Genomic DNA, 19938 nt, shown 5'->3' with positions numbered 1-19938 from the left:
GACAATTTATCTCCCTGACTTTTGTCATCATTTTATTTGCTGTAAAAGGTTTATCTTTGGTAATAACAAACAATAAAAGTACACAAAATGATAAACATTGATTCAAAATACATTGACAAAAGTTTTAGTTATACTGAATTTAGACAATTTGTTACTGATGCATTGACTAATGATAAAGCTTCTTTAGAACTTAGCGATGATTATTTAGCTTATGCAGAGTTGAACGAAGCTAGGCTACATCGTTTAGACAAGACGATGAAAGTAGAAGAAGAAGTCGCTGCTAAATTGGCAAATCTGAAGAAAAAGTACACTTGGATAGTGATAACAGAATGTTGGTGTGGTGATGCAGCTCAGATAGTTCCTATCCTAAATAAGATGGCTGAAGTAGCTCCTAACATTGAGATGAGATTAGTACTAAGAGATAAAAACCTAGAGCTAATGGATGCTTTCTTAACGAATGGAGGTAGAGCTATCCCAAAGTTGATCATCGTAGAACAAGATACACTTAATGTATTAGGACACTGGGGACCAAGACCTGCCTTAGGACAAAAAGTAGTGACAGATTATAAAGCTGCTCATGGTGTAGTAGACGAAGCAGGTAAGGTAGAACTACAGAAGTGGTACACTAAAGATAAAGGACATGAAGTACAAAAAGAAGTAATAGAGTTAATGACTTCTTTTGAATAATAACTAAAAAACGCTCTTTCAGACTTGTGAAAGAGCGTTTTTTAGTTATTATAAATAGATGATTTACAGTCTCACTAAAGTAATCTGTAGTCAATAGAGTAATGGTTTCAGCACTGTGAGTAAAACTATCTAACGATAGGTCCTATGATGTTTAGTCTCGGATCTAATGACATTCCTGCTGGATTACAGCCAGGCGCCCCTTCAGGTATAGTTTGTCCTAATTTTTCAAAGTATGTTGCCCATACAGGGAATGTTTCTTTAGTGTATTTTGATTTATACGTCATTGGGTATAGGTAGAAGAAACTCTTATTCTTATTAGATACTTTAAAGGCTTCATATATAAGCTCTGAACAATAGTATTTACCATTAGCATATAGATAATTATCATCATAAGGAACACCTACTTGCTTTATAGCAAATTCTTTTGCTGCAGGAATTAGTTTGGTCAACTTACCTTTTAGACGGCCTATGTACATAGGCTCTTTTGTTTTGTTTAGAAAGTCCTCCATTGGCGTAATACATACCTCAGGCCAAGTCGCTTCTATGACTTGTAGACTGCCTTCGTGTTCTATAACCATTCCCATGTGGTTAAAATTTAAATCATTATAACCAAAAGTTACTTCGTTTATAGCATCACATAAAGGACCACAATCTATATTTTGGAAGATAAGGTCACCTTCTTGGTATTCTGTTTTTTGTCCCCAAGATAGTTGTGTTATGAAAACAAATAGAAAAAGTATATTACGCATAAGTTATTTTTTAGTCCAAAATAAACTGTAAAGATGAGCAGCAGTAGTAATTGATAATAGAAATCTACAGTAGCTATATCATCACGCTAATATCATATAAGAGGTGATGATAGAATGGTAGAATACAATTAATTCAGCTATTTTATCTATCGCTTATTTTGGTTTTAGGCAAAGATAGGAGGAACATTACTGATTTTCAAATCGTTTTAGCTATTAGTATAGGTGGTTTACTCATAAAAAGTCATGCTTTACTTATTTGTGGTGGGGGGAGTGTATTAGTATGTCTATTTTCGTGTTTAGAAAAAAATGTTATGTCGTTGATTTTAAATAGAAAAAAGAAGGTTTTATCTATATTAGGTCTTTTGCTTTTAGTAGGATGTAATAAAACTAAGGAGGAGCCAAAAGGAATTGAAGATTATCAAGAGTTAGATAAAATGGAATATAAACATCCAGAGAAAGAAAGTGAATTGTCATTCTTTTTCGTGGAAGGTATGGATCGTGAAGGCTTGCATTATACAGGTGAAGTAAAGCTAAAAGGAGATGTCGGTGCAGGGTATATAGCGAGCGATAGTTTAGGTGTTAGATTCTATATAGAGATAGAGCGCTCTCAGGAGGGAGGACTCTTAGGTATGGATACAAATGGCAATGTTTATCAACTTGCTTTTAAGAGGGAAGAATAAAAGACATGATGGTTTGGTTGTGTATTTAGTACACCATGAGTATTGAAAATAAAAATAAGCCATTATGCTTATTCATTCACTCTCTCTGTTCCTCCTCAGCCTTCAGTGCTTCTAAGATGGAGCGCGCTTCATAGATTACACCTTCATGCGCATTATCACTAGAAGGCGAAGATTCTCTAGACTTTATTTCTTTTATGATTTTCTTTCTGACTTGACGGATGAGTCCAGGTGGTAATTCTTTTTTAGTTTCGGATTCTTCTTCCATAAGTGGGATAGGAGGTGATGATTCACTTACACTATCTGTTATAGATACAAGTGTTCCCCTGTTCTCAGTTCCCTCGTTTTCTGTTCTCCCGTTATCCGTTTCCCCATTCCCCGTAGGTCTGTTCCCCATTTCCTCGTTCCTAGTTTCACCGTTCCCAGTTTCCCCGTTACCTGTTTTCTGTTCTCCATTTTCTGCTTCTAAGGTCCCGCGAAAGCAACTTGTGCTATGTACACTACTGTCTTCTGCTTTCCACATACTCCATAGATAAACTTTCCCTTGTTGCCATCCATTAGGTAAACTGAAGTGAGCATATCTGTCTTTGCGTTGTCCGATAGTAGGGATACTAATGAATTTGTCTAGTTCTTCGTGATACGCCATGATCGTCAGTGCGTCTGTATCGAGCGTCAGGGGATTGATCAGATGATTATCCCATTGCACTTTTAGCTTTCCAGTTTTGAGCATGCTTATTTTTTTAATCACAGCAGGAGCGAGGGTTCCGATAGAGAGCAGCACCTTGTCTATTTGTATGTATTGTTCCTCTTCATGCATTGTGATGCCCTGCTTCATCAGCCTAGAAATCATTTGTTCTTTTCCCGACATCCATTTCTCCCCATTATACACCGCAGGGCAATGCGCATTGACAAAATCCTTGAACTTACTAGCAAAGGTAGATACCAGGCTCATCTTGTCCCATTGTTTTAACTGCTTCTCAGTTGCTTTCTTACTTGATTTTAGCGGCTTAGCGCGGAGTATATTTCTCCCTCTCCACAGTACACCCACTACGGTTCCTACCTTTCCTACTACAGCACCTAATATTCCTTCTTTGATTTCTGCCATGATTTCTTTGTTTTTTGGTTATTCCAAGGTATAAAATACTGATACATGATTATTTAACTGTTCAAACAATCGATAAAAAAGATCATCCTAGCACACATCACACTTCAGAAAAATAAGAACATGAAATGAAGAATATCAAAGCGAATGATTTCGTCTTGTAGAGAACTTATTTTGACTGCTGTATGACCGTATTAAGTTTTCATGAAAGAAGAATAGAAGAAGTATAAAAGAACTATTCTTGGGCAAAAGTTACTTTAAACCCGTTATAGTCCTAGTATAGTCCTATAATTGTCCAAGGAAAGGCTGTTATACTGCAGTTTTGTTGACGTTATCAAAAGGTTGGTGTGATTTTGGGTTTTATTAAACAGTTGATATGTAGTTTTTTATGAAATTATGTAACTAAAAAAGTTTTGAAAAAAATAACTCTTTATAAGGCGTTACTCCTCTTCAAGGTGTAATAGGGGATGGAAATAAGAGAAATGAGAGTAGGAGACTTGTTTTTTGGGGTGTAATCAGAGTGAAAATAGAAAAAAGTGTTTTTAAATTTTGGGTAATTCTGTGAGGGTAGTGTAAGTCACGGATTATAAATCCGCGACAACGAGTGTGTATGATAAGATTCTTCGTAGGTTCAGTATGACATCGGATGAGGAGTAGTGTAAGTCACGGATTATAAATCTGCGACAACGAGATAGACTGTGATTGATATAGTAAGCTACGCGATATCACGATATCACGAATTACTTCACAGTTCACAGAAAAATAAAAAAGCCACAAGATATCTTGTAGCTTTTTGATTATATATTGTCAGCGATTGCTTTTAATACTTGTTCTTCGAACTCTTCTGGAGTGATGGCGTTGATGACATCGAAGTCTCCGATTTTGGTTCTGCGCAGGGCGCTTAGGTGTGCTCCAGAGTTTACTTTGTTTCCAAAGTCATAAGCTAGAGAGCGGATATAAGTTCCTTTAGAACACACGACTCTAAAATCAACATTAGGAAGAGCTGTCTGTGTTAATTCAAACTCTTCTATGGTGATAGGTCTAGTCGCTATCTCTACTTCTTCTCCTTTGCGAGCGTGTTCATACAGGCGTTTGCCATCTTTCTTAAGCGCAGAGAAGATAGGAGGACGTTGTTCTGTAGTTCCCATAAAGGATAGTCTTGCCTCTTCTAACAGTGCTTCTGTGATATGCTCTGTAGGGAAGGTCTGGTCTATCTCTGTCTCTAAGTCATAAGATGGAGTAGTTCCTCCTAGTGTGATTGTCCCAGTATATTCTTTTATTTGTCCTTGTAATTCACTGATTTGTTTTGTGGATTTACCTGTACAGATGATAAGAAGTCCTGAGGCTAAAGGATCTAAAGTTCCTGCATGACCTACTTTAATCTTTTTTAAGTCAAAGTGTTTTTTTAATAGCCATTTAATTTTGTTTACTGCTTGGAATGACGACCAGTGCAGCGGTTTGTCTATTAATAGTATTTGCCCACTCTGAAAGGCTTCAGTATTGTATTGTATCATTCTTATTTAAGATATCCGAAGTATAATAATAGTATAGCTCCAGCTATAATTCTGTAGTATCCCCAAGGTTTAAAACCGTATTTTTTAATGATGCCGATAAAGAATTTAATAGCGATAATCGATACGATAAAGGCAAGTACATTTCCTAATAAGAATAATTTCATATTATCAGGATTGTCTAGAAGTATCTCATATCCTATTCTTCCTGATTCATATTTCTTAAGTACAATAGAGTACACAGTCACAGCAGCCATAGTAGGTACTGCTAAGAAGAATGAGAACTCTGCAGCTACTTGTCTAGAAAGCCCTTGTTGCATACCTCCAATGATAGATGCAGCAGAACGGCTCGTACCTGGCATCATCGCAAGACACTGCCAAAACCCGATAGTAACAGCTTGTCTAACAGTAATGTCTTCTTCACGTACGGTCTTAGGGTTCTTAAAGTACTTGTCTATAAAGATTAATACAAAACCACCAATAATCAACATAATCGCGATGTAGATAGTCTCTCCTAATACCTTGTCAATAGCTTCGTCAAATAATTTTCCTAATACTAAAGCAGGGATAACTGCTAAGACTAGTTTTTTATAGAAGTTCAGTTTACTAAAGTCAAAGAACTTTCTCCAGTATAGAGCCACTACGGCTAGGATAGCTCCAAACTGTATAGCTGTTTGAAATAATTTTACGAATTCGTCTTCTTGAATACCATAAGCAGAACTTACGAATATCATATGCGCAGTAGAAGATACTGGTAGATACTCTGTTAACCCTTCTACTATGGCTAGGAGGATAGCTTGTATTAAATCCATTTAATGTAGTTATATTATTTATTGTCTTTTTTAAATATTGCATAAATAGCTACTCCTATTCCGATAAAGAATACTGTAGGAGCTAGATGTATGCGTCTAAAGCTATAGATGTCTTCATTAAACTCTGTAGGAACATCGTTAGTAGCACCCGCCATTAAGAAAAAACTAAGTGCAATTAAAGCTATACTTACCAGTAGTATAATATAGTTCTTCTTAGTGAAAAGAAGCACATTCTGGTTTTGATCTTGATCTTTCATATTTAATAAAGTTCGTCTGATTTTAGGTTTAAGAATCTTTGTGTAGCAAAGAATGTACTGATGCTAGTGATAATCCCTCCTAAGATTAATATTCCACATGATACGATCACTAGAGGCATATAATCTTCTTTTGGGTTGATATTTAGATCAGGTAGTTTGCTGTCAGCATAGAATGTAAGCGCAGTGATAGCTATGATGGCTAGTATAGAGCCTATTAGTCCTAGCTTCATACTATGTCTGATAAATGGGCGTCTGATGAAACGCTTTGTAGCTCCTACCATTTGCATGGTCTTAATGGTAAAACGGCTAGAGAAAATTAATAGTCGTAGAGAGCTATTGATTAATAGCATAGATATAATCGTAAGGAAGGCTGCTATAATAAGCACCCACTTCGTGATCTTATCTACGTTCTCATTGACTAGATCTACTAGTTGTTTGTCATATTTTATATCGCTTATCGCTGTGTTAGCATTGAATTCTTTAAGGATAATATCTATACTGTCATTCACGACATATTCTCCTTTTAAGTGAATGTCGTAAGAGTCTTGTAAAGGGTTGAATCCTAAGTAATCAACGAAATCTTCACCTAAGGTCTCTTGGTGTTCTTTAGCAGCATCTTCTTTAGAGACGAAGCGATGCTCTTTTATATAGGTGTGCTTTTCTAACTTCCTACCAAATTTTTCTATGACTGCTTTAGAAGTGTTTTTCTCAAAGAATATAGTCATAGGTATATTCTCTCTAAAGTTGTCAGAGATTTTTTTAGAATTAATAACGAATAGACTTAGCGATCCTAATAAGAATAGAACCAAGAAAATACTAAGTATAACTGAAAAATAAGACGAAATTAGTTTTCGCTTTTGATATTTTTCATAAGAGCTAGCCATATATCAAATTTTAAGTGCGTAAAAATAACAAACAAAAATGTTTTTATTGAGACAATAACGATTAAAGTTTTCTAATTGTTATAAATATAGTTTATTTTTGCCTGAATTGACGGTTTTTTTTGTCAAACTTAGAATGGTGTTAGAAAATAGGATTTGACTTCTTAGAAATTCAAATTAGTATTCTGCGTTATTATAGTGTGATTGAAGAACTAACCAAAGTATAAAAATTGATATATATAATAGTATGAAGTATTATCCAAACGAAATTGAAGCTAAATGGCAGAAATTTTGGAAAGAAAACCAAACTTTCAAAACAGAGAATAATGTTGACAAGCCTAAGTATTACGTATTAGATATGTTCCCTTACCCATCTGGAGCAGGATTACATGTGGGGCACCCACTCGGATACATAGCTTCGGATATTTTTACTCGTTATAAACGTCAAAAAGGTTTTAATGTTCTTCATCCTCAAGGATATGATAGCTTCGGGTTGCCAGCTGAGCAATATGCTATCCAGACAGGACAACACCCTGCTGTGACTACAGAAGTAAATATAGATCGTTATAGAGAACAGTTAGATAAAATTGGTTTTTCATTTGACTGGAGTAGAGAGGTGCGTACTTCTAATGCGGACTATTATAAACATACACAATGGATCTTTATCCAATTGTTCAATTCGTGGTATAATAAAGTAAGCGATAAAGCGGAGTCTATCGATACATTAGTGACTATCTTCGAAAAAGAAGGAAATGCAAATGTGCAAGCTGTATCTGAGGATGCTATCGAGATCTTTAGCGCTGATCAGTGGAATGCGTTCTCAGCTGATGAAAAAGAGCAAATTCTACTAAAATATAGAATGACTTACTTAGCCGAGACAGAAGTAAACTGGTGTCCTGCTCTAGGAACTGTATTAGCGAATGATGAGATAAAAGATGGTCTGTCTGAAAGAGGTGGGCATCCAGTGGTTAGAAAAAAAATGAAACAATGGAGTATGCGTATCTCTGCTTATGCTGAACGTCTACTTCAAGGGTTAGAAGATATTGACTGGACTGAGAGTATTAAAGAAAGTCAAAGAAACTGGATCGGAAAGTCTGTAGGGGCATCTGTAGTATTTAACTTAAAAGAAAGTGATGATACGATAGAAGTGTTCACTACTAGACCTGATACTATCTTTGGAGTTAGTTTTATGACTCTTGCTCCAGAGCACGATTTAGTAAGAAAAATCACTACAGCAGAACAAAAGGCAGCTGTAGAAGCTTATATAGATGCTACTTCTAAGAGAAGTGAGCGCGACCGTATGGCAGATGTGAAGACTATCTCAGGAGTATTTACAGGAGCGTATGCTGAACATCCTTTTACAAAAGAACCGATAGAAATATGGATCGGAGATTACGTGTTAGCAGGTTATGGAACTGGAGCTGTAATGGCTGTTCCTGCTGGTGATACAAGAGATTATGCTTTTGCAAAACACTTCGGTATTACAATCAAGAATATCTTTGATCAAGATATTTCAGAGGAGGCATATGCAGAGAAAGAAGGTTTCTTGTTAATCGAGTCTGATTTCTTAAATGGATTAGGGTTTAAAGATGCGACTCTTAAGGCTATCGAAGCACTAGAGAAAATAGGACAAGGAAAGGGGAAAACAAACTACCGTTTGCGCGATGCTGTATTTTCACGTCAGCGTTATTGGGGTGAGCCATTCCCAGTGTACTATGTAAATAATCTTCCTAAGATGATTGACAAAAAATACTTGCCTATCGTTCTTCCTGAAGTAGAAAAGTATTTGCCAACAGAAGATGGTCAACCACCTTTAGGAAATGCAACTGTATGGGCGTGGGATACTGCTAATAATAAAGTAGTAGAAAACGACAAGATAGACGGGGTAACGGTATTTCCACTAGAGTTAAATACAATGCCTGGTTGGGCTGGTTCTTCTTGGTACTGGATGCGTTATATGGATCCTCAGAATACAGAAGAAATCGCCTCTCCTGAAGCATTAGCTTATTGGCAAAATGTAGATTTATATATAGGAGGAAGTGAGCACGCTACTGGACACTTATTATATAGTCGTTTCTGGAATAAATTCTTAAAGGATATAGGGGTGGCTCCAACGGAAGAACCTTTCAAGAAGTTGATTAATCAAGGAATGATTTTAGGTACTTCTGCTTTTGTTTATAGAATAGAAGGAACGAATACGTTTATATCTAAAGATATGATTAAGGATGAAAAGGTTCAACAGCTATATGCTTATGTTGGATTAGTTAATTCATCATCTGAATTAGATACAGAAGGGTTTAAAGCATGGAGACCAGACTATGCAAATGCAGAGTTTGTCTTGAATGCTAGTGGTAAATATATCGTAGGACACGAGGTGGAAAAGATGTCTAAGTCTTATTTCAACGTGGTGAATCCTGATGATATCTGTGATGAATATGGAGCGGATACACTGCGTCTATACGAAATGTTCTTAGGGCCATTAGAGCAAGCTAAACCATGGAATACGGCTGGTATATCTGGTGTGGCAGGTTTCTTAAAGAAATTGTGGAGACTATATGCAGATGATAATGGTGTGATCGTGACCAATGATGAGCCAACGGCAGAGATGTATAAGTCACTTCACAAAACAATCAAGAAAGTGACTGAGGATATAGAGAACTTCTCTTTTAATACTTCAGTTTCACAGTTTATGATATGTGTGAATGAATTGTCACAGCTAAAATGTAATCACAGAGCTATTTTAGAGCCATTAGCAATAGTGGTTTCTCCTTATGCTCCGCATATTGCAGAAGAGTTGTGGTCTATGCTAGGACATACTACATCTGTAACGTATGCTGAGTTCCCAGAATTCAACGCATCGTATTTAGTAGAGAGTGCAAAAGAGTATCCTGTGTCGTTTAATGGAAAAATGAGATTTAAGATTGAGTTGCCATTAGACTTAACAGAAGAAGAGATTAAAGCAATCATCTTAGCAGACGAAAGAACAGTAGCTCAACTTCAAGGTAGAGAGCCTAAGAAGGTAATTATTGTTCCAGGTAAGATTATTAACTTGGTTGGATAAATTACAGTATGATTGTAAGTCTTATAAATGTACTTATTATCACAAATAAATACAGAAAGCCTCAACATCGATGTTGAGGCTTTTTCTTTTTAGAGGTTATGTTATATTTATTTATAAAAAAAGGGTTATTAGTTTTAGCTAATAACCCTTCGTATATAAGGTTTGAATTATTTACCTGGACGCAAGAGAAGAGAGTGTTCAAAGTCTTTTTGAATAGCTCTAAGATTGCGTTCTCCTTCTAATCTAGTTTTATAATTTCCTACTAAAACTTTGTAAGAAGGATTAGTATAAATTATCGTAGCATTAACATCAGGATACAATCTTCTGAAGCTGTTTAGGGCAGCTCTAGCTTCTGTATTTTTGCCGAAAAATATCTGTATTTTGTATTTATCGTTTACAGTTGTCGACGTATTTATGTTTTTCTTCTTATTTAGTAGTTCTTTTATGGCTGAGGGTTCATTTAATGTGGTTTTAGATGATTGAGCTATAATTACGTGATTAGTAAATAGAACTAGAATTAAGACAAGAAAATTTCTTAAAAATCTCATAATGAATAATGTTTAAGGCAAATTTACAAATTATCTTGATAATGAGGTAATCGTACGTTATTTAGAACGCATATAAATTGTATTTTAAGCATGGTAAAGGTTTTAAGAGTAACTCATAAATTGTATTTTTGTCGGAGTTTGTAAATAAGGTGTATAAGATAGCGGTCTAATTGGCTGTTAAATAAGACCAAGTTTAGTTGAAAATCATTTTATAACTATGAAAAAAGTGGGTAACCATAATTCGTTTTCAAAGATTTTATTCTTTTGTTTAGCGTTAATGCTATCGTTTACTACAATTTCGTTTGCTCAAGATGCAGCAAAAGGTAAGGAATTGTTTAACTCTAACTGTGCGGCTTGTCACAAGTTGGATGGAACTTCTACTGGACCAGCTCTTCGTGGAGTAGTTGAACGACATGATGTAGCTTGGCTACACAAGTGGATTAAAAGTAGTTCTTCATTGATTAAATCTGGAGATGCTGCTGCTGTTAAATTATTTAACGACTGGAATAAGGTTGTTATGAATGACTTCCCTGGATTGTCAGACGAAGACATTGATAATATCTTAGCTTATACTTCAGAAGAGAAAGCTGCTCCAGCGCCTGTAGCTGGTGCTCAAGGTGGAGCTGCTGGGCAATCTAACAATGACGGTGTTTCTAATATTATTGTATTAGGAGCTTTAGTTGTTGTATTGATGCTTCTAGTAACTATGCTATTCTTCGTTAAGAGAGTATTAAACAAAGTAGTAGAGGTTAATGGATTAACTCCTGAAGTACGTAAATCAATTCCATTGTGTACAGCATTCGTTAAAAATAAATTTTTAGTGATTGTTTCTGTTATCGTATTAGTGTTATTCGGATCATACTTCGCGTATGGATGGATGATGCAAGTAGGTGTTGACCAAGGGTATGAGCCAGTACAACCAATTCACTTCTCTCACAAGATTCACGCTGGAGATAACGGTATTGACTGTAAATACTGTCACTCTGCTGCAAGATCTAGTAAAACTTCGGGTATTCCATCATTGAACGTTTGTATGAACTGTCATGAGAATATCAATGAGTTTACAGGTGAAGCTGGAAAAGACTACGGTAAGTACACTCCAGAATTCTATACTGCAGAGATTCAAAAATTATATGATGCAGTAGGATGGGATCCTGCAACAAACAAATATACTGGAAAAGAAAAACCAGTTAAGTGGGTTAGAATTCACAATCTTCCTGACTTCGCATACTACAACCACTCTCAACACGTAAATGTTGCAGGTTTAGAATGTCAAACTTGTCACGGACCAGTTGAAGAAATGGAAATTATGAGACAACACTCTCCATTAACAATGGGATGGTGTATTGACTGTCACAGAAAAACTGACGTTAAGTTAGAGAGCAATGAGTACTACGCTAAAATTCACAAAGAATTATCAGAGAAGTACGGAGTTGAGAAATTGACTGTAGCTCAAATGGGAGGTTTAGAGTGTGGTAAATGTCACTATTAATAAATTAAGAATAAGAAGCTAATATATATATACAATGGCATCAAACAAAAAATACTGGAAAAGTGTTGAGGAGCTGAATGAAAATAGTTCTATTGTTGAGTCGCTAAGAAACAATGAGTTTGTTGAAGAAATTCCTACTGATGAGTTTCTTGGAGATCAAAGTAAATTGTCTTCTTCATCAACTACTCGTCGAGACTTTTTGAAATATGTAGGTTTTTCTACTGCAGCAGCAACTTTAGCTGCATGTGAGGGGCCTGTTGTGAAATCTATTCCGTATGTAGTACAGCCAGAAGAGATTATTCCTGGTGTTGCAGATTATTATGCAACGACTATTGCTGATGGATTTGACTTTGTAAACGTTCTAATCAAAACTCGTGAAGGGCGTCCAATCAAAGTTGATAATAACAGACTAGCTAATGCTTACTCAGGAGCTAACGCTCGTGTGAACGCATCAGTTTTATCAATGTATGATAGCCTTCGTTTGAAAGGTTCTAAAATCGGTGGTAAAAGTGCTTCATGGGATGAAGTAGATGCAAAAGTTAGAGCAAGTTTACAAGATGCAAAAGCAAATGGAGGAAACGTTGTATTGTTAACAAATACAATGGCAAGTCCATCTACTGATAAAATTATAGCAGAGTTTATCGCTGCTAACCCAACAGCTAAACACGTTGTATATGATGCTGTATCTTCATCTGCTGCTGCAGATGCTTATGAGAAAGCTTATGGTGTTCGTGGATTAGCAGATTACGATTTTGGTGCTGCTGATGTGATCGTTTCTATTGGTGCTGATATCTTAGGAGATTGGCAAGGTGGAGGATACGATTCGGCTTATGCTCAAAAACGTATTCCTAAAAATGGAAAAATGTCTAAGCATATCCAAATGGAGGCAAATATGTCTTTATCAGGAGCTAATGCTGACGTGAGAATTCCATTAACTGTAGCTAACCAAAAAGCTGCTTTAGTTAAGTTATATAATGCTATCGTAGGAGGAAGTGCTTCTGCTCCAGCTGTAGATAAGTACGAAGATGCTATTAAAAAAGCAGCTAGTCAACTTAAATCTGCTGGAAATAAAGGAGTTGTTGTAACAGGTCTTGATGATGTAAATGCTCAATTATTAGTGTTTGCAATTAACGAGGCGTTACAATCAGAAGCTTTCTTACCAGAGCAAACAAAATATGTTAGACAAGGTAATGCTACTCAAGTAGGACAATTAGTAAAAGATATGAACGCTGGTAAAGTTCACACGTTGATTATGTCAGGTGTTAACCCAGTGTATACTTTAGCTGATTCTGCTGCTTTCGTAGAAGGATTGAAAAAAGTAAAAACTTCAGTTTCTTTCTCATTGAAAGAAGATGAAACAGCTTTACTTTCTACTGTTGCTGCTGCAGCTCCACACTACTTAGAGTCTTGGGGAGATGTAATGATCAGAAAAGGTCACTATTCTGTAACTCAACCTACAATCCGTCCATTATTTGATACTAGACAATTACAAGATTCATTATTATTATGGTCAGGAAGCAATACTGCTTACTATGACTATGTTAAGAATGTAGGTAAGTCTTATGTAACTGATAAAACTTGGAATCAATTAGTACACGATGGTTTTGCTGTTGTTGGAACAAACTCTAAAGTAAGTGCTTCTGCTGATTTCTCAGCTGCTGCATCTGCATTAGCTTCTGCTAAGAAAGTAGATGGTTTAGAGTTAGTATTCTATACTAAAACTGGTATGGGAGATGGACAACAAGCTAATAACCCTTGGTTACAAGAGTTCCCAGACCCTATCACTCGTGTATCTTGGGATAACTACGTAACTGTAGCTCAAGCTGATGCTGAGTCATTAGGAATCAAAAACTACCACGTTGCTAATGGTGGTCTTAATGGTAGCTATGTAACTATCGAAGCTAACGGTGTTAAATTAGAAAAAGTGCCAGCTCTTATCCAACCAGGACAAGCAAAAGGTACTATCGGTTTAGCATTCGGTTACGGTAGAAAGGCTGCATTAAAAGAAGAAATGCAAGTAGGTGTTAATGCTTACACATTATACAAAGACTGTAATGGAGTACAAGGTGCTGCTATTACTCAAGTAGGTGGTGATCACGAGTTCGCTTGTGTTCAGTTACAAAACACTTTAATGAGTAGAGGTGATATCTTAAAAGATACTACATTAGAGATCTTCAATACAAAAGATGCTGAAGACTGGAATATTAAACCTGTGGTTTCTTACGATCACCAGACTGTACAAGCTTCTACTATTGATATTTGGGAATCATTTGATAGATCAGTTGGACATCACTTCAACTTATCAATTGATTTAAATGCATGTACTGGATGTGGTGCTTGTGTTATCTCTTGTCACGCTGAAAATAACGTACCTGTAGTAGGTAAGTCAGAAGTAAGAAGAAGTAGAGATATGCACTGGTTACGTATCGACAGATACTACTCTTCAGAAGATACATTCGCAGGAGATATCGAGAAAAAAGTTAATGCAAGTGGATTCGGAGAATACCGTGAAGTGTTCCAAGAATTAGAACATCCAGCTGAAAACCCACAAGTGGCTTTCCAACCAGTAATGTGTCAACACTGTAACCACGCTCCATGTGAGACTGTGTGTCCAGTAGCTGCTACATCACATGGTCGTCAAGGACAAAACCATATGGCTTATAACCGTTGTGTTGGTACAAGATACTGTGCAAACAACTGTCCTTATAAAGTTAGACGTTTCAACTGGTTCTTATATTCTCAGAACGATGCTTTCGATTACAACATGAATGATGATTTAGGACGTATGGTATTAAACCCAGACGTAGTAGTTCGTTCAAGAGGGGTAATGGAGAAATGTTCATTATGTATCCAAATGACTCAATCTACAATCTTAAAAGCTAAGAATGAAGGAAGAGCAATTCGTCCAAATGAATTTGAAACTGCATGTTCTGCAGCATGTTCAAGTGGAGCGATGGTATTTGGAGATGTAAATGATAAAGAGTCAGAAATTACTAAATTAGCTGAGTCAGATAGAGCTTACCATTTATTAGAGCACATTGGAACAAAACCAAATGTATTCTATCACGTTAAGGTTAGAAATATCTAGTTAAAAGAATTATTAATTAAAGAAACATATAAAGGATTATGTCGTCACATTACGAAGCACCCATTAGAAAACCTTTAGTTATTGGTGAGAAATCATATCACGATATAACTGTGGATGTGGCTAGACCTGTAGAAGGGAGAGCGAATAAACTATGGTGGAGAGTTTTTACTTTAGCTTTATTAGCGTTTCTATGGGGAGTAGGTTGTATGGCTTACACTGTAGGTACAGGTATAGGAACTTGGGGATTAAATAAAACCATTGGATGGGCTTGGGATATTACCAATTTCGTTTGGTGGGTAGGTATCGGTCACGCTGGTACGTTAATTTCTGCAGTATTATTATTATTTAGACAAAAATGGAGAATGGCGATTAACCGTTCTGCTGAGGCAATGACAATTTTCTCAGTAGTTCAGGCTGGTTTATTCCCTATCATTCACATGGGACGTCCATGGTTAGCATACTGGGTATTGCCTATTCCTAACCAATTCGGATCGTTATGGGTTAACTTTAACTCTCCATTATTATGGGACGTATTCGCGATTTCTACGTATTTATCAGTATCATTAGTTTTCTGGTGGACTGGTTTATTACCTGACTTCGCTATGTTACGTGATAGAGCTATTACGCCATTTACAAAAAGAATATATTCAATCTTATCATTTGGTTGGTCAGGTCGTGCAAAAGACTGGCAACGTTTTGAGGAAGTTTCATTAGTATTAGCTGGTTTAGCTACTCCTCTTGTACTTTCTGTACACACGATTGTATCTTTTGACTTTGCTACTTCAGTTATTCCTGGATGGCACACTACAATCTTACCTCCATATTTCGTAGCAGGAGCTATCTTCTCTGGATTCGCAATGGTAAATACCCTGCTTATCATCATGAGAAAAGTTTCTAACTTAGAAGATTATATTACAGTACAACATATTGAATTAATGAACATTATTGTAATGATCACTGGTTCTATCGTTGGTGTAGCATATATTACTGAGTTATGGGTTGCTTGGTATTCAGGAGTAGAGTATGAACAATACGCATTCTTAAACCGTGCAACAGGACCTTACTGGTGGTCTTACTGGTTAATGATGACTTGTAACGTAATTTCTCCACAGGTAATGTGGTTCAAGAAAATTAGAACTAATATCTTAGCATCGTTTGTTATCTCTTTAGTAGTAAACGTGGGGATGTGGTTTGAGCGTTTCGTAATTATCGTTACATCATTACACAGAGATTATTTACCATCTTCATGGACAATGTTCCAACCTACATTCGTAGATGCTGGTATTTACATCGGTACAATAGGTTTCTTCTTTGTATTATTCTTATTATATTCAAGAAGTTTCCCTGTAATTGCACAAGCAGAGGTAAAAACAATCTTGAAATCTTCAGGAGAGTTTTACAAAAAAGAAAGAGACAGCAAAGAGAATCATCAATCTTTAAATCATTAATATATTATGAGTAATAAAGTAATTCACGCACTATACAACGATGATGATGTGTTGTTACATGCTGTAAAAGAAACACGAGATGCTCATCATCATATTGAAGAAATCTATACACCATTCCCAGTACACGGTCTAGACAAGGCTATGGGATTAAAACCTACAAGATTAGCTATCTGTGCTTTCTTATATGGTTTGGTAGGACTTTCTTTCGGTACATTCATGATGTATTATATTATGATTGTAGATTGGCCACAAGATATTGGAGGTAAACCAAGTTTTAGCTTCATTCAGAATATGCCATCATTCGTTCCAATTATGTTTGAGATGACTGTATTATTTGCAGCTCACTTAATGGTTCTTACTTTCTTTATGAGAAGTAAATTATGGCCTTTCAAGAAAGCTGAAAATCCTGATGTAAGAACTACAGATGATCACTTCTTAATGGAAGTAGCTTTGAAAACTGATGAAGCAGCAGCGATTGAGTTCTTCAAACAAACGGGAGCAGTTGAAGTTAAAGTAATTGAAAAGCAATTGTAGAATGAAAACGATATATAAAATAGTAGCTTTAGTAGGGGTATCAGTTTTGACTACTTCTTGTTTTAATAAAGAACGTGCAAACTATCAATTTATGCCAAATATGTACGAGTCAGCTGCATATGAGACATATTCTGAAGTTCCTACTACAGTTTTTAAAAATGGTAAAGAAGGTCAGTTACCTGCTGAAGGATCTATACCACGCGGATTTTCACCTGAGGAGTATGAGAATACTCCAGAAGGTTTAGCAATGGCTAGATTAAATCAAAAATCACCATTATCTGCAGAGGAGAAAGATTTAGAAAAAGGTAAAGAGTTATATACAATTTACTGCTCAGTTTGTCACGGAGGAGCTGGGGATGGAAAAGGTAATTTAGTGAAAAAAGAAAAATTCTTAGGGGTTCCTAACTATAAAGATAGAGAGCTAACTGAAGGAGGAATATACCACGTAATTACTTATGGTTTGAATTCAATGGGATCTCATGCTAACCAATTAACTCAACATGAACGTTGGTTAGTTACAGATTACGTATTAAAATTGAAATCAGAATAATAAATTGTAAAACTTATTTGAAAGTTTAGATATGTACACATTTTCAAAAAATTTGAAGACTTTTGCAATCGTCCTTATGGTTCTAGGACTTGTAGGGATTGCATATGGTTTCTTCAGTGCCCCTAAGACAACTGCTGAAGTAGAGCAGATCTTAACTGAGCAAGCTCATCATGATGGTGGTGAGCATCATGTATCTGCTGCAGACCATTCTGTGTCTGACGCTGATCATGCTGAACATCAAAAACATTTAGAACATGTTCTTGGTCAAATGCAAAACAAACCTTGGACTGCGTTATATGTAGCTTGTATTTTCGTTATGCTAGTAGCAGTTGGTATTCTAACTTTTTATGCTATTAACAATGCTGCTAGTGCTGGATGGTCTCCGGTATTATTCAGAGTAATGGAAGGATTATCAGCTTATGTATTGCCAGGATCAGTTATATTCTTTGTGATTTTATTAATTTCTGTATTGGGAGGGAACCATTTGTTTATTTGGGCTGACCAAGCAGTAGTTGATGCAGATCCAATTATTCAAGGGAAAGCTGGATACTTAAATGTACCTTTCTTCTTGATTAGAACAGTTATCTATTTAGCTGGATGGAACTTTTATAGAATTTATGCTCGTAAACAATCTTTAGCTTTAGATGAGAGTGGTGATCAAACTTACTACAAAAAGATATTTAAAGCTTCAGCTGCTTTCTTAGTATTCTTTATCGTTACTGAGTCTATGGCATCTTGGGATTGGATTATGTCGATTGATACTCACTGGTATAGTACATTATTCGGATGGTATGTATTCGCTAGTTTCTTTGTAACAGCTATTACAACTATCGCTTTTGTTACTCTTTATTTAAAGAACAAAGGATACTTAGAATATGTTAATACTAGTCATATTCACGATTTAGCTAAATTTATGTTTGGATTAAGTATATTCTGGACTTATCTTTGGTTCTCTCAATTCATGTTACAGTGGTATTCTAATATTCCAGAGGAGGTTACTTACTTCATCTTTAGAATTCAAGAATATAACTTACCATTCTTCGGAATGTTAGTATTGAATTTCTTATTGCCATTATTATTATTAATCAATACAGATTTCAAACGTTTAACTTGGATTGTTGTAATGGCAGGATCTTGTATCATCGTAGGTCACTATATTGACTTCTTTATGATGATCTCTCCTGGTACAGTTGGAGGTTCTTGGTTTATTGGTGTTTCTGAGATAGCTTCACTTATTTTCTTCATTGGATTATTTATCTATGTTGGATTTAGTGCAATTGCTAAAGCGCCATTATTAGCTAAGAATAACCCATTGATTGAAGAGAGTAAACATTTTCACTATTAATATTTAAAAATAAACAAATGACAAGTTTATTAATATTAGCTGCGGTTGTATTGTTAGGAGTTGCTGTATGGCAACTGACGAAAATATTTGATTTGACTCAAGTAGGTTCTCATCCTGATGATATTTCTACAGAGATCGCTAATGAGAAGGATAATAACATCAATGGTTATTTGACTTTCGCTTTCTTAGGATTCATCTATATCTTCACTATCTTCTGTTTAGTAGAGTATGGAAGTTTTCCTTTGATGGATAACCCTGCGTCAGAGCATGGAAAAGAGGTTGACAATTTAATGTGGATCTCAATGGGATTAATTGGAGTTGTTCAAATTTTTACTCAGTTCTTATTACACTACTTTGCATTCAAAGGACGTGGAATAAACGGTAGAAAAGCTCGTTTCTATTCAGATAATGATAAATTAGAAGCTCTTTGGACAATTATCCCTGTAATTACATTATCAGGTTTAATTCTTTATGGATTATTTGCTTGGAATGATATTATGTTTGTAGATGAAGAAGAAGACGTTCTTATTGTTGAAGTATATGCTAAACAATTCGGATGGGATGTTCGTTACTCTGGAACAGATAACACTTTAGGTAAAGCTAACGTTCGTTTTATAGAAGGTATCAATTTAGTAGGGGTAGACATGTCTGACCCGAATGCTGCTGATGATAAAATGGCAAAAGAATTACACTTGCCAAAAGGTAAAAAAGTAGTATTGAAGTTCCGTTCGCAAGACGTACTTCACTCAGCTTACTTACCTCACTTTAGAGCACAAATGAACTGTGTTCCTGGTATGGTTACTCAGTTTGCTTTCGTTCCTACTGTTACTACAGCAGAAATGAGAGAACGTGAGGCGATTGTGAAAAAAGTTAGTAATATTAACGATATTAGAGCTGAAAGAAGCCAAGAGTTAATCGCTAAAGGAGAAGAGGCATTAGAACCTTATTCATTTGATTATTTAATTTTATGTAATAAGATTTGTGGAGCTTCTCACTACAATATGCAAATGAAAGTTGTTGTAGAGACTCCTGAAGAATTCGAATCTTGGTTGAAAGAACTACCTACATTGAAAGAGCAAGTTGCTGCTGAAAAAGCTAGTAACGCACCTGCTCCAGCAGTAGAGGAAGTTCCTGCAGCAGTTGAAGAAGTTGAAACTGAAGCTATCGCTCAAGTAGGAAAATAAAACTCACATATT

General features: G+C 35.8%; 17 protein-coding genes. 10 read left to right on the top strand and 7 right to left on the bottom strand.

The annotated features are described in order from the left end of the window. Positions 1 to 87 precede the first annotated feature (87 nt). The gene (locus AABL85_RS07050; RefSeq protein WP_286413467.1) at positions 88 to 687 is read left to right on the top strand and encodes a thioredoxin family protein; all 600 of its coding nucleotides are present in this window, start codon (positions 88 to 90) and stop codon (positions 685 to 687) included. A 125-nt stretch (positions 688 to 812) separates the two neighbouring features. Here AABL85_RS07050 and AABL85_RS07045 read toward each other — a convergent pair whose 3' ends face one another. Continuing rightward, positions 813 to 1436, bottom strand: coding sequence for a YiiX/YebB-like N1pC/P60 family cysteine hydrolase (locus tag AABL85_RS07045; protein ID WP_286413468.1), 624 nt, complete (start codon positions 1434 to 1436; stop codon positions 813 to 815). Between the two features lie 311 nt (positions 1437 to 1747). Between AABL85_RS07045 and AABL85_RS07040 the strand changes: the two genes are divergently transcribed. Next, on the top strand, positions 1748 to 2116 hold the full coding sequence (locus AABL85_RS07040; protein ID WP_341309625.1) for a hypothetical protein: 369 nt from the start codon (positions 1748 to 1750) through the stop codon (positions 2114 to 2116). A gap of 76 nt (positions 2117 to 2192) precedes the next feature. Here AABL85_RS07040 and AABL85_RS07035 read toward each other — a convergent pair whose 3' ends face one another. The 5 genes from AABL85_RS07035 to AABL85_RS07015 form a co-directional block, all read right to left on the bottom strand. Beyond that, a complete protein-coding gene (locus AABL85_RS07035; protein WP_341309624.1) occupies positions 2193 to 3218 on the bottom strand; it encodes a DUF6266 family protein in 1026 nt (341 codons plus the stop codon). A gap of 794 nt (positions 3219 to 4012) precedes the next feature. Next, positions 4013 to 4729, bottom strand: a complete 717-nt coding sequence (gene truB, locus AABL85_RS07030; RefSeq protein ID WP_286413471.1) for a tRNA pseudouridine(55) synthase TruB — start codon at positions 4727 to 4729, stop codon at positions 4013 to 4015. A 2-nt stretch (positions 4730 to 4731) separates the two neighbouring features. Beyond that, entirely contained in the window at positions 4732 to 5538 is an 807-nt protein-coding gene (locus tag AABL85_RS07025; RefSeq protein WP_286413472.1) for an undecaprenyl-diphosphate phosphatase, read from the bottom strand. Between the two features lie 14 nt (positions 5539 to 5552). Further along, entirely contained in the window at positions 5553 to 5795 is a 243-nt protein-coding gene (locus AABL85_RS07020; protein ID WP_286413473.1) for a DUF3098 domain-containing protein, read from the bottom strand. A 2-nt stretch (positions 5796 to 5797) separates the two neighbouring features. After that, positions 5798 to 6679: a cell division protein FtsX gene (locus tag AABL85_RS07015; RefSeq protein ID WP_341309623.1), complete on the bottom strand. Its 882-nt coding sequence runs from the start codon at positions 6677 to 6679 to the stop codon at positions 5798 to 5800. Between the two features lie 244 nt (positions 6680 to 6923). Here AABL85_RS07015 and leuS point away from each other — a divergent pair, with 244 nt between their 5' ends. Then, positions 6924 to 9737, top strand: coding sequence for a leucine--tRNA ligase (gene leuS / locus AABL85_RS07010; RefSeq protein ID WP_286413475.1), 2814 nt, complete (start codon positions 6924 to 6926; stop codon positions 9735 to 9737). Between the two features lie 167 nt (positions 9738 to 9904). Here the strand turns inward: leuS and AABL85_RS07005 are convergent, their stop codons facing one another. Then, positions 9905 to 10285, bottom strand: coding sequence for an SPOR domain-containing protein (locus AABL85_RS07005; protein ID WP_341309622.1), 381 nt, complete (start codon positions 10283 to 10285; stop codon positions 9905 to 9907). A gap of 217 nt (positions 10286 to 10502) precedes the next feature. Here AABL85_RS07005 and AABL85_RS07000 point away from each other — a divergent pair, with 217 nt between their 5' ends. From AABL85_RS07000 to AABL85_RS06970, 7 genes are read left to right on the top strand one after another with little or no spacing between them, the layout of a single operon-like run. Then, on the top strand, positions 10503 to 11777 hold the full coding sequence (locus tag AABL85_RS07000; protein ID WP_286413477.1) for a cytochrome c3 family protein: 1275 nt from the start codon (positions 10503 to 10505) through the stop codon (positions 11775 to 11777). 34 nt (positions 11778 to 11811) lie between these two features. Continuing rightward, positions 11812 to 14865: a TAT-variant-translocated molybdopterin oxidoreductase gene (locus AABL85_RS06995; protein WP_341309621.1), complete on the top strand. Its 3054-nt coding sequence runs from the start codon at positions 11812 to 11814 to the stop codon at positions 14863 to 14865. Positions 14866 to 14903: 38 nt separating this feature from the next. Next, a complete protein-coding gene (gene nrfD, locus AABL85_RS06990; RefSeq protein WP_006257363.1) occupies positions 14904 to 16313 on the top strand; it encodes an NrfD/PsrC family molybdoenzyme membrane anchor subunit in 1410 nt (469 codons plus the stop codon). 6 nt (positions 16314 to 16319) lie between these two features. Next, on the top strand, positions 16320 to 16847 hold the full coding sequence (locus AABL85_RS06985; protein WP_006257362.1) for a DUF3341 domain-containing protein: 528 nt from the start codon (positions 16320 to 16322) through the stop codon (positions 16845 to 16847). Between the two features lies 1 nt (position 16848). Beyond that, positions 16849 to 17397 carry a c-type cytochrome gene (locus AABL85_RS06980; protein ID WP_286413479.1) on the top strand — a complete coding sequence of 183 codons (549 nt, stop codon included), beginning with the start codon at positions 16849 to 16851 and terminating at the stop codon, positions 17395 to 17397. Positions 17398 to 17428: 31 nt separating this feature from the next. Beyond that, entirely contained in the window at positions 17429 to 18742 is a 1314-nt protein-coding gene (locus AABL85_RS06975) for a hypothetical protein (protein WP_006257360.1), read from the top strand. A 17-nt stretch (positions 18743 to 18759) separates the two neighbouring features. Next, positions 18760 to 19926, top strand: a complete 1167-nt coding sequence (locus tag AABL85_RS06970; protein WP_041888878.1) for a cytochrome c oxidase subunit II — start codon at positions 18760 to 18762, stop codon at positions 19924 to 19926. Positions 19927 to 19938: the final 12 nt, after the last annotated feature.

Source organism: Myroides odoratimimus, assembly GCF_038039805.1.
Lineage (GTDB): Bacteria > Bacteroidota > Bacteroidia > Flavobacteriales > Flavobacteriaceae > Flavobacterium > Flavobacterium odoratimimum_B.
The sequence above is the reverse complement of the archived record's forward strand: the minus strand, read 5'-3'. Positions and strand labels throughout refer to the sequence as shown.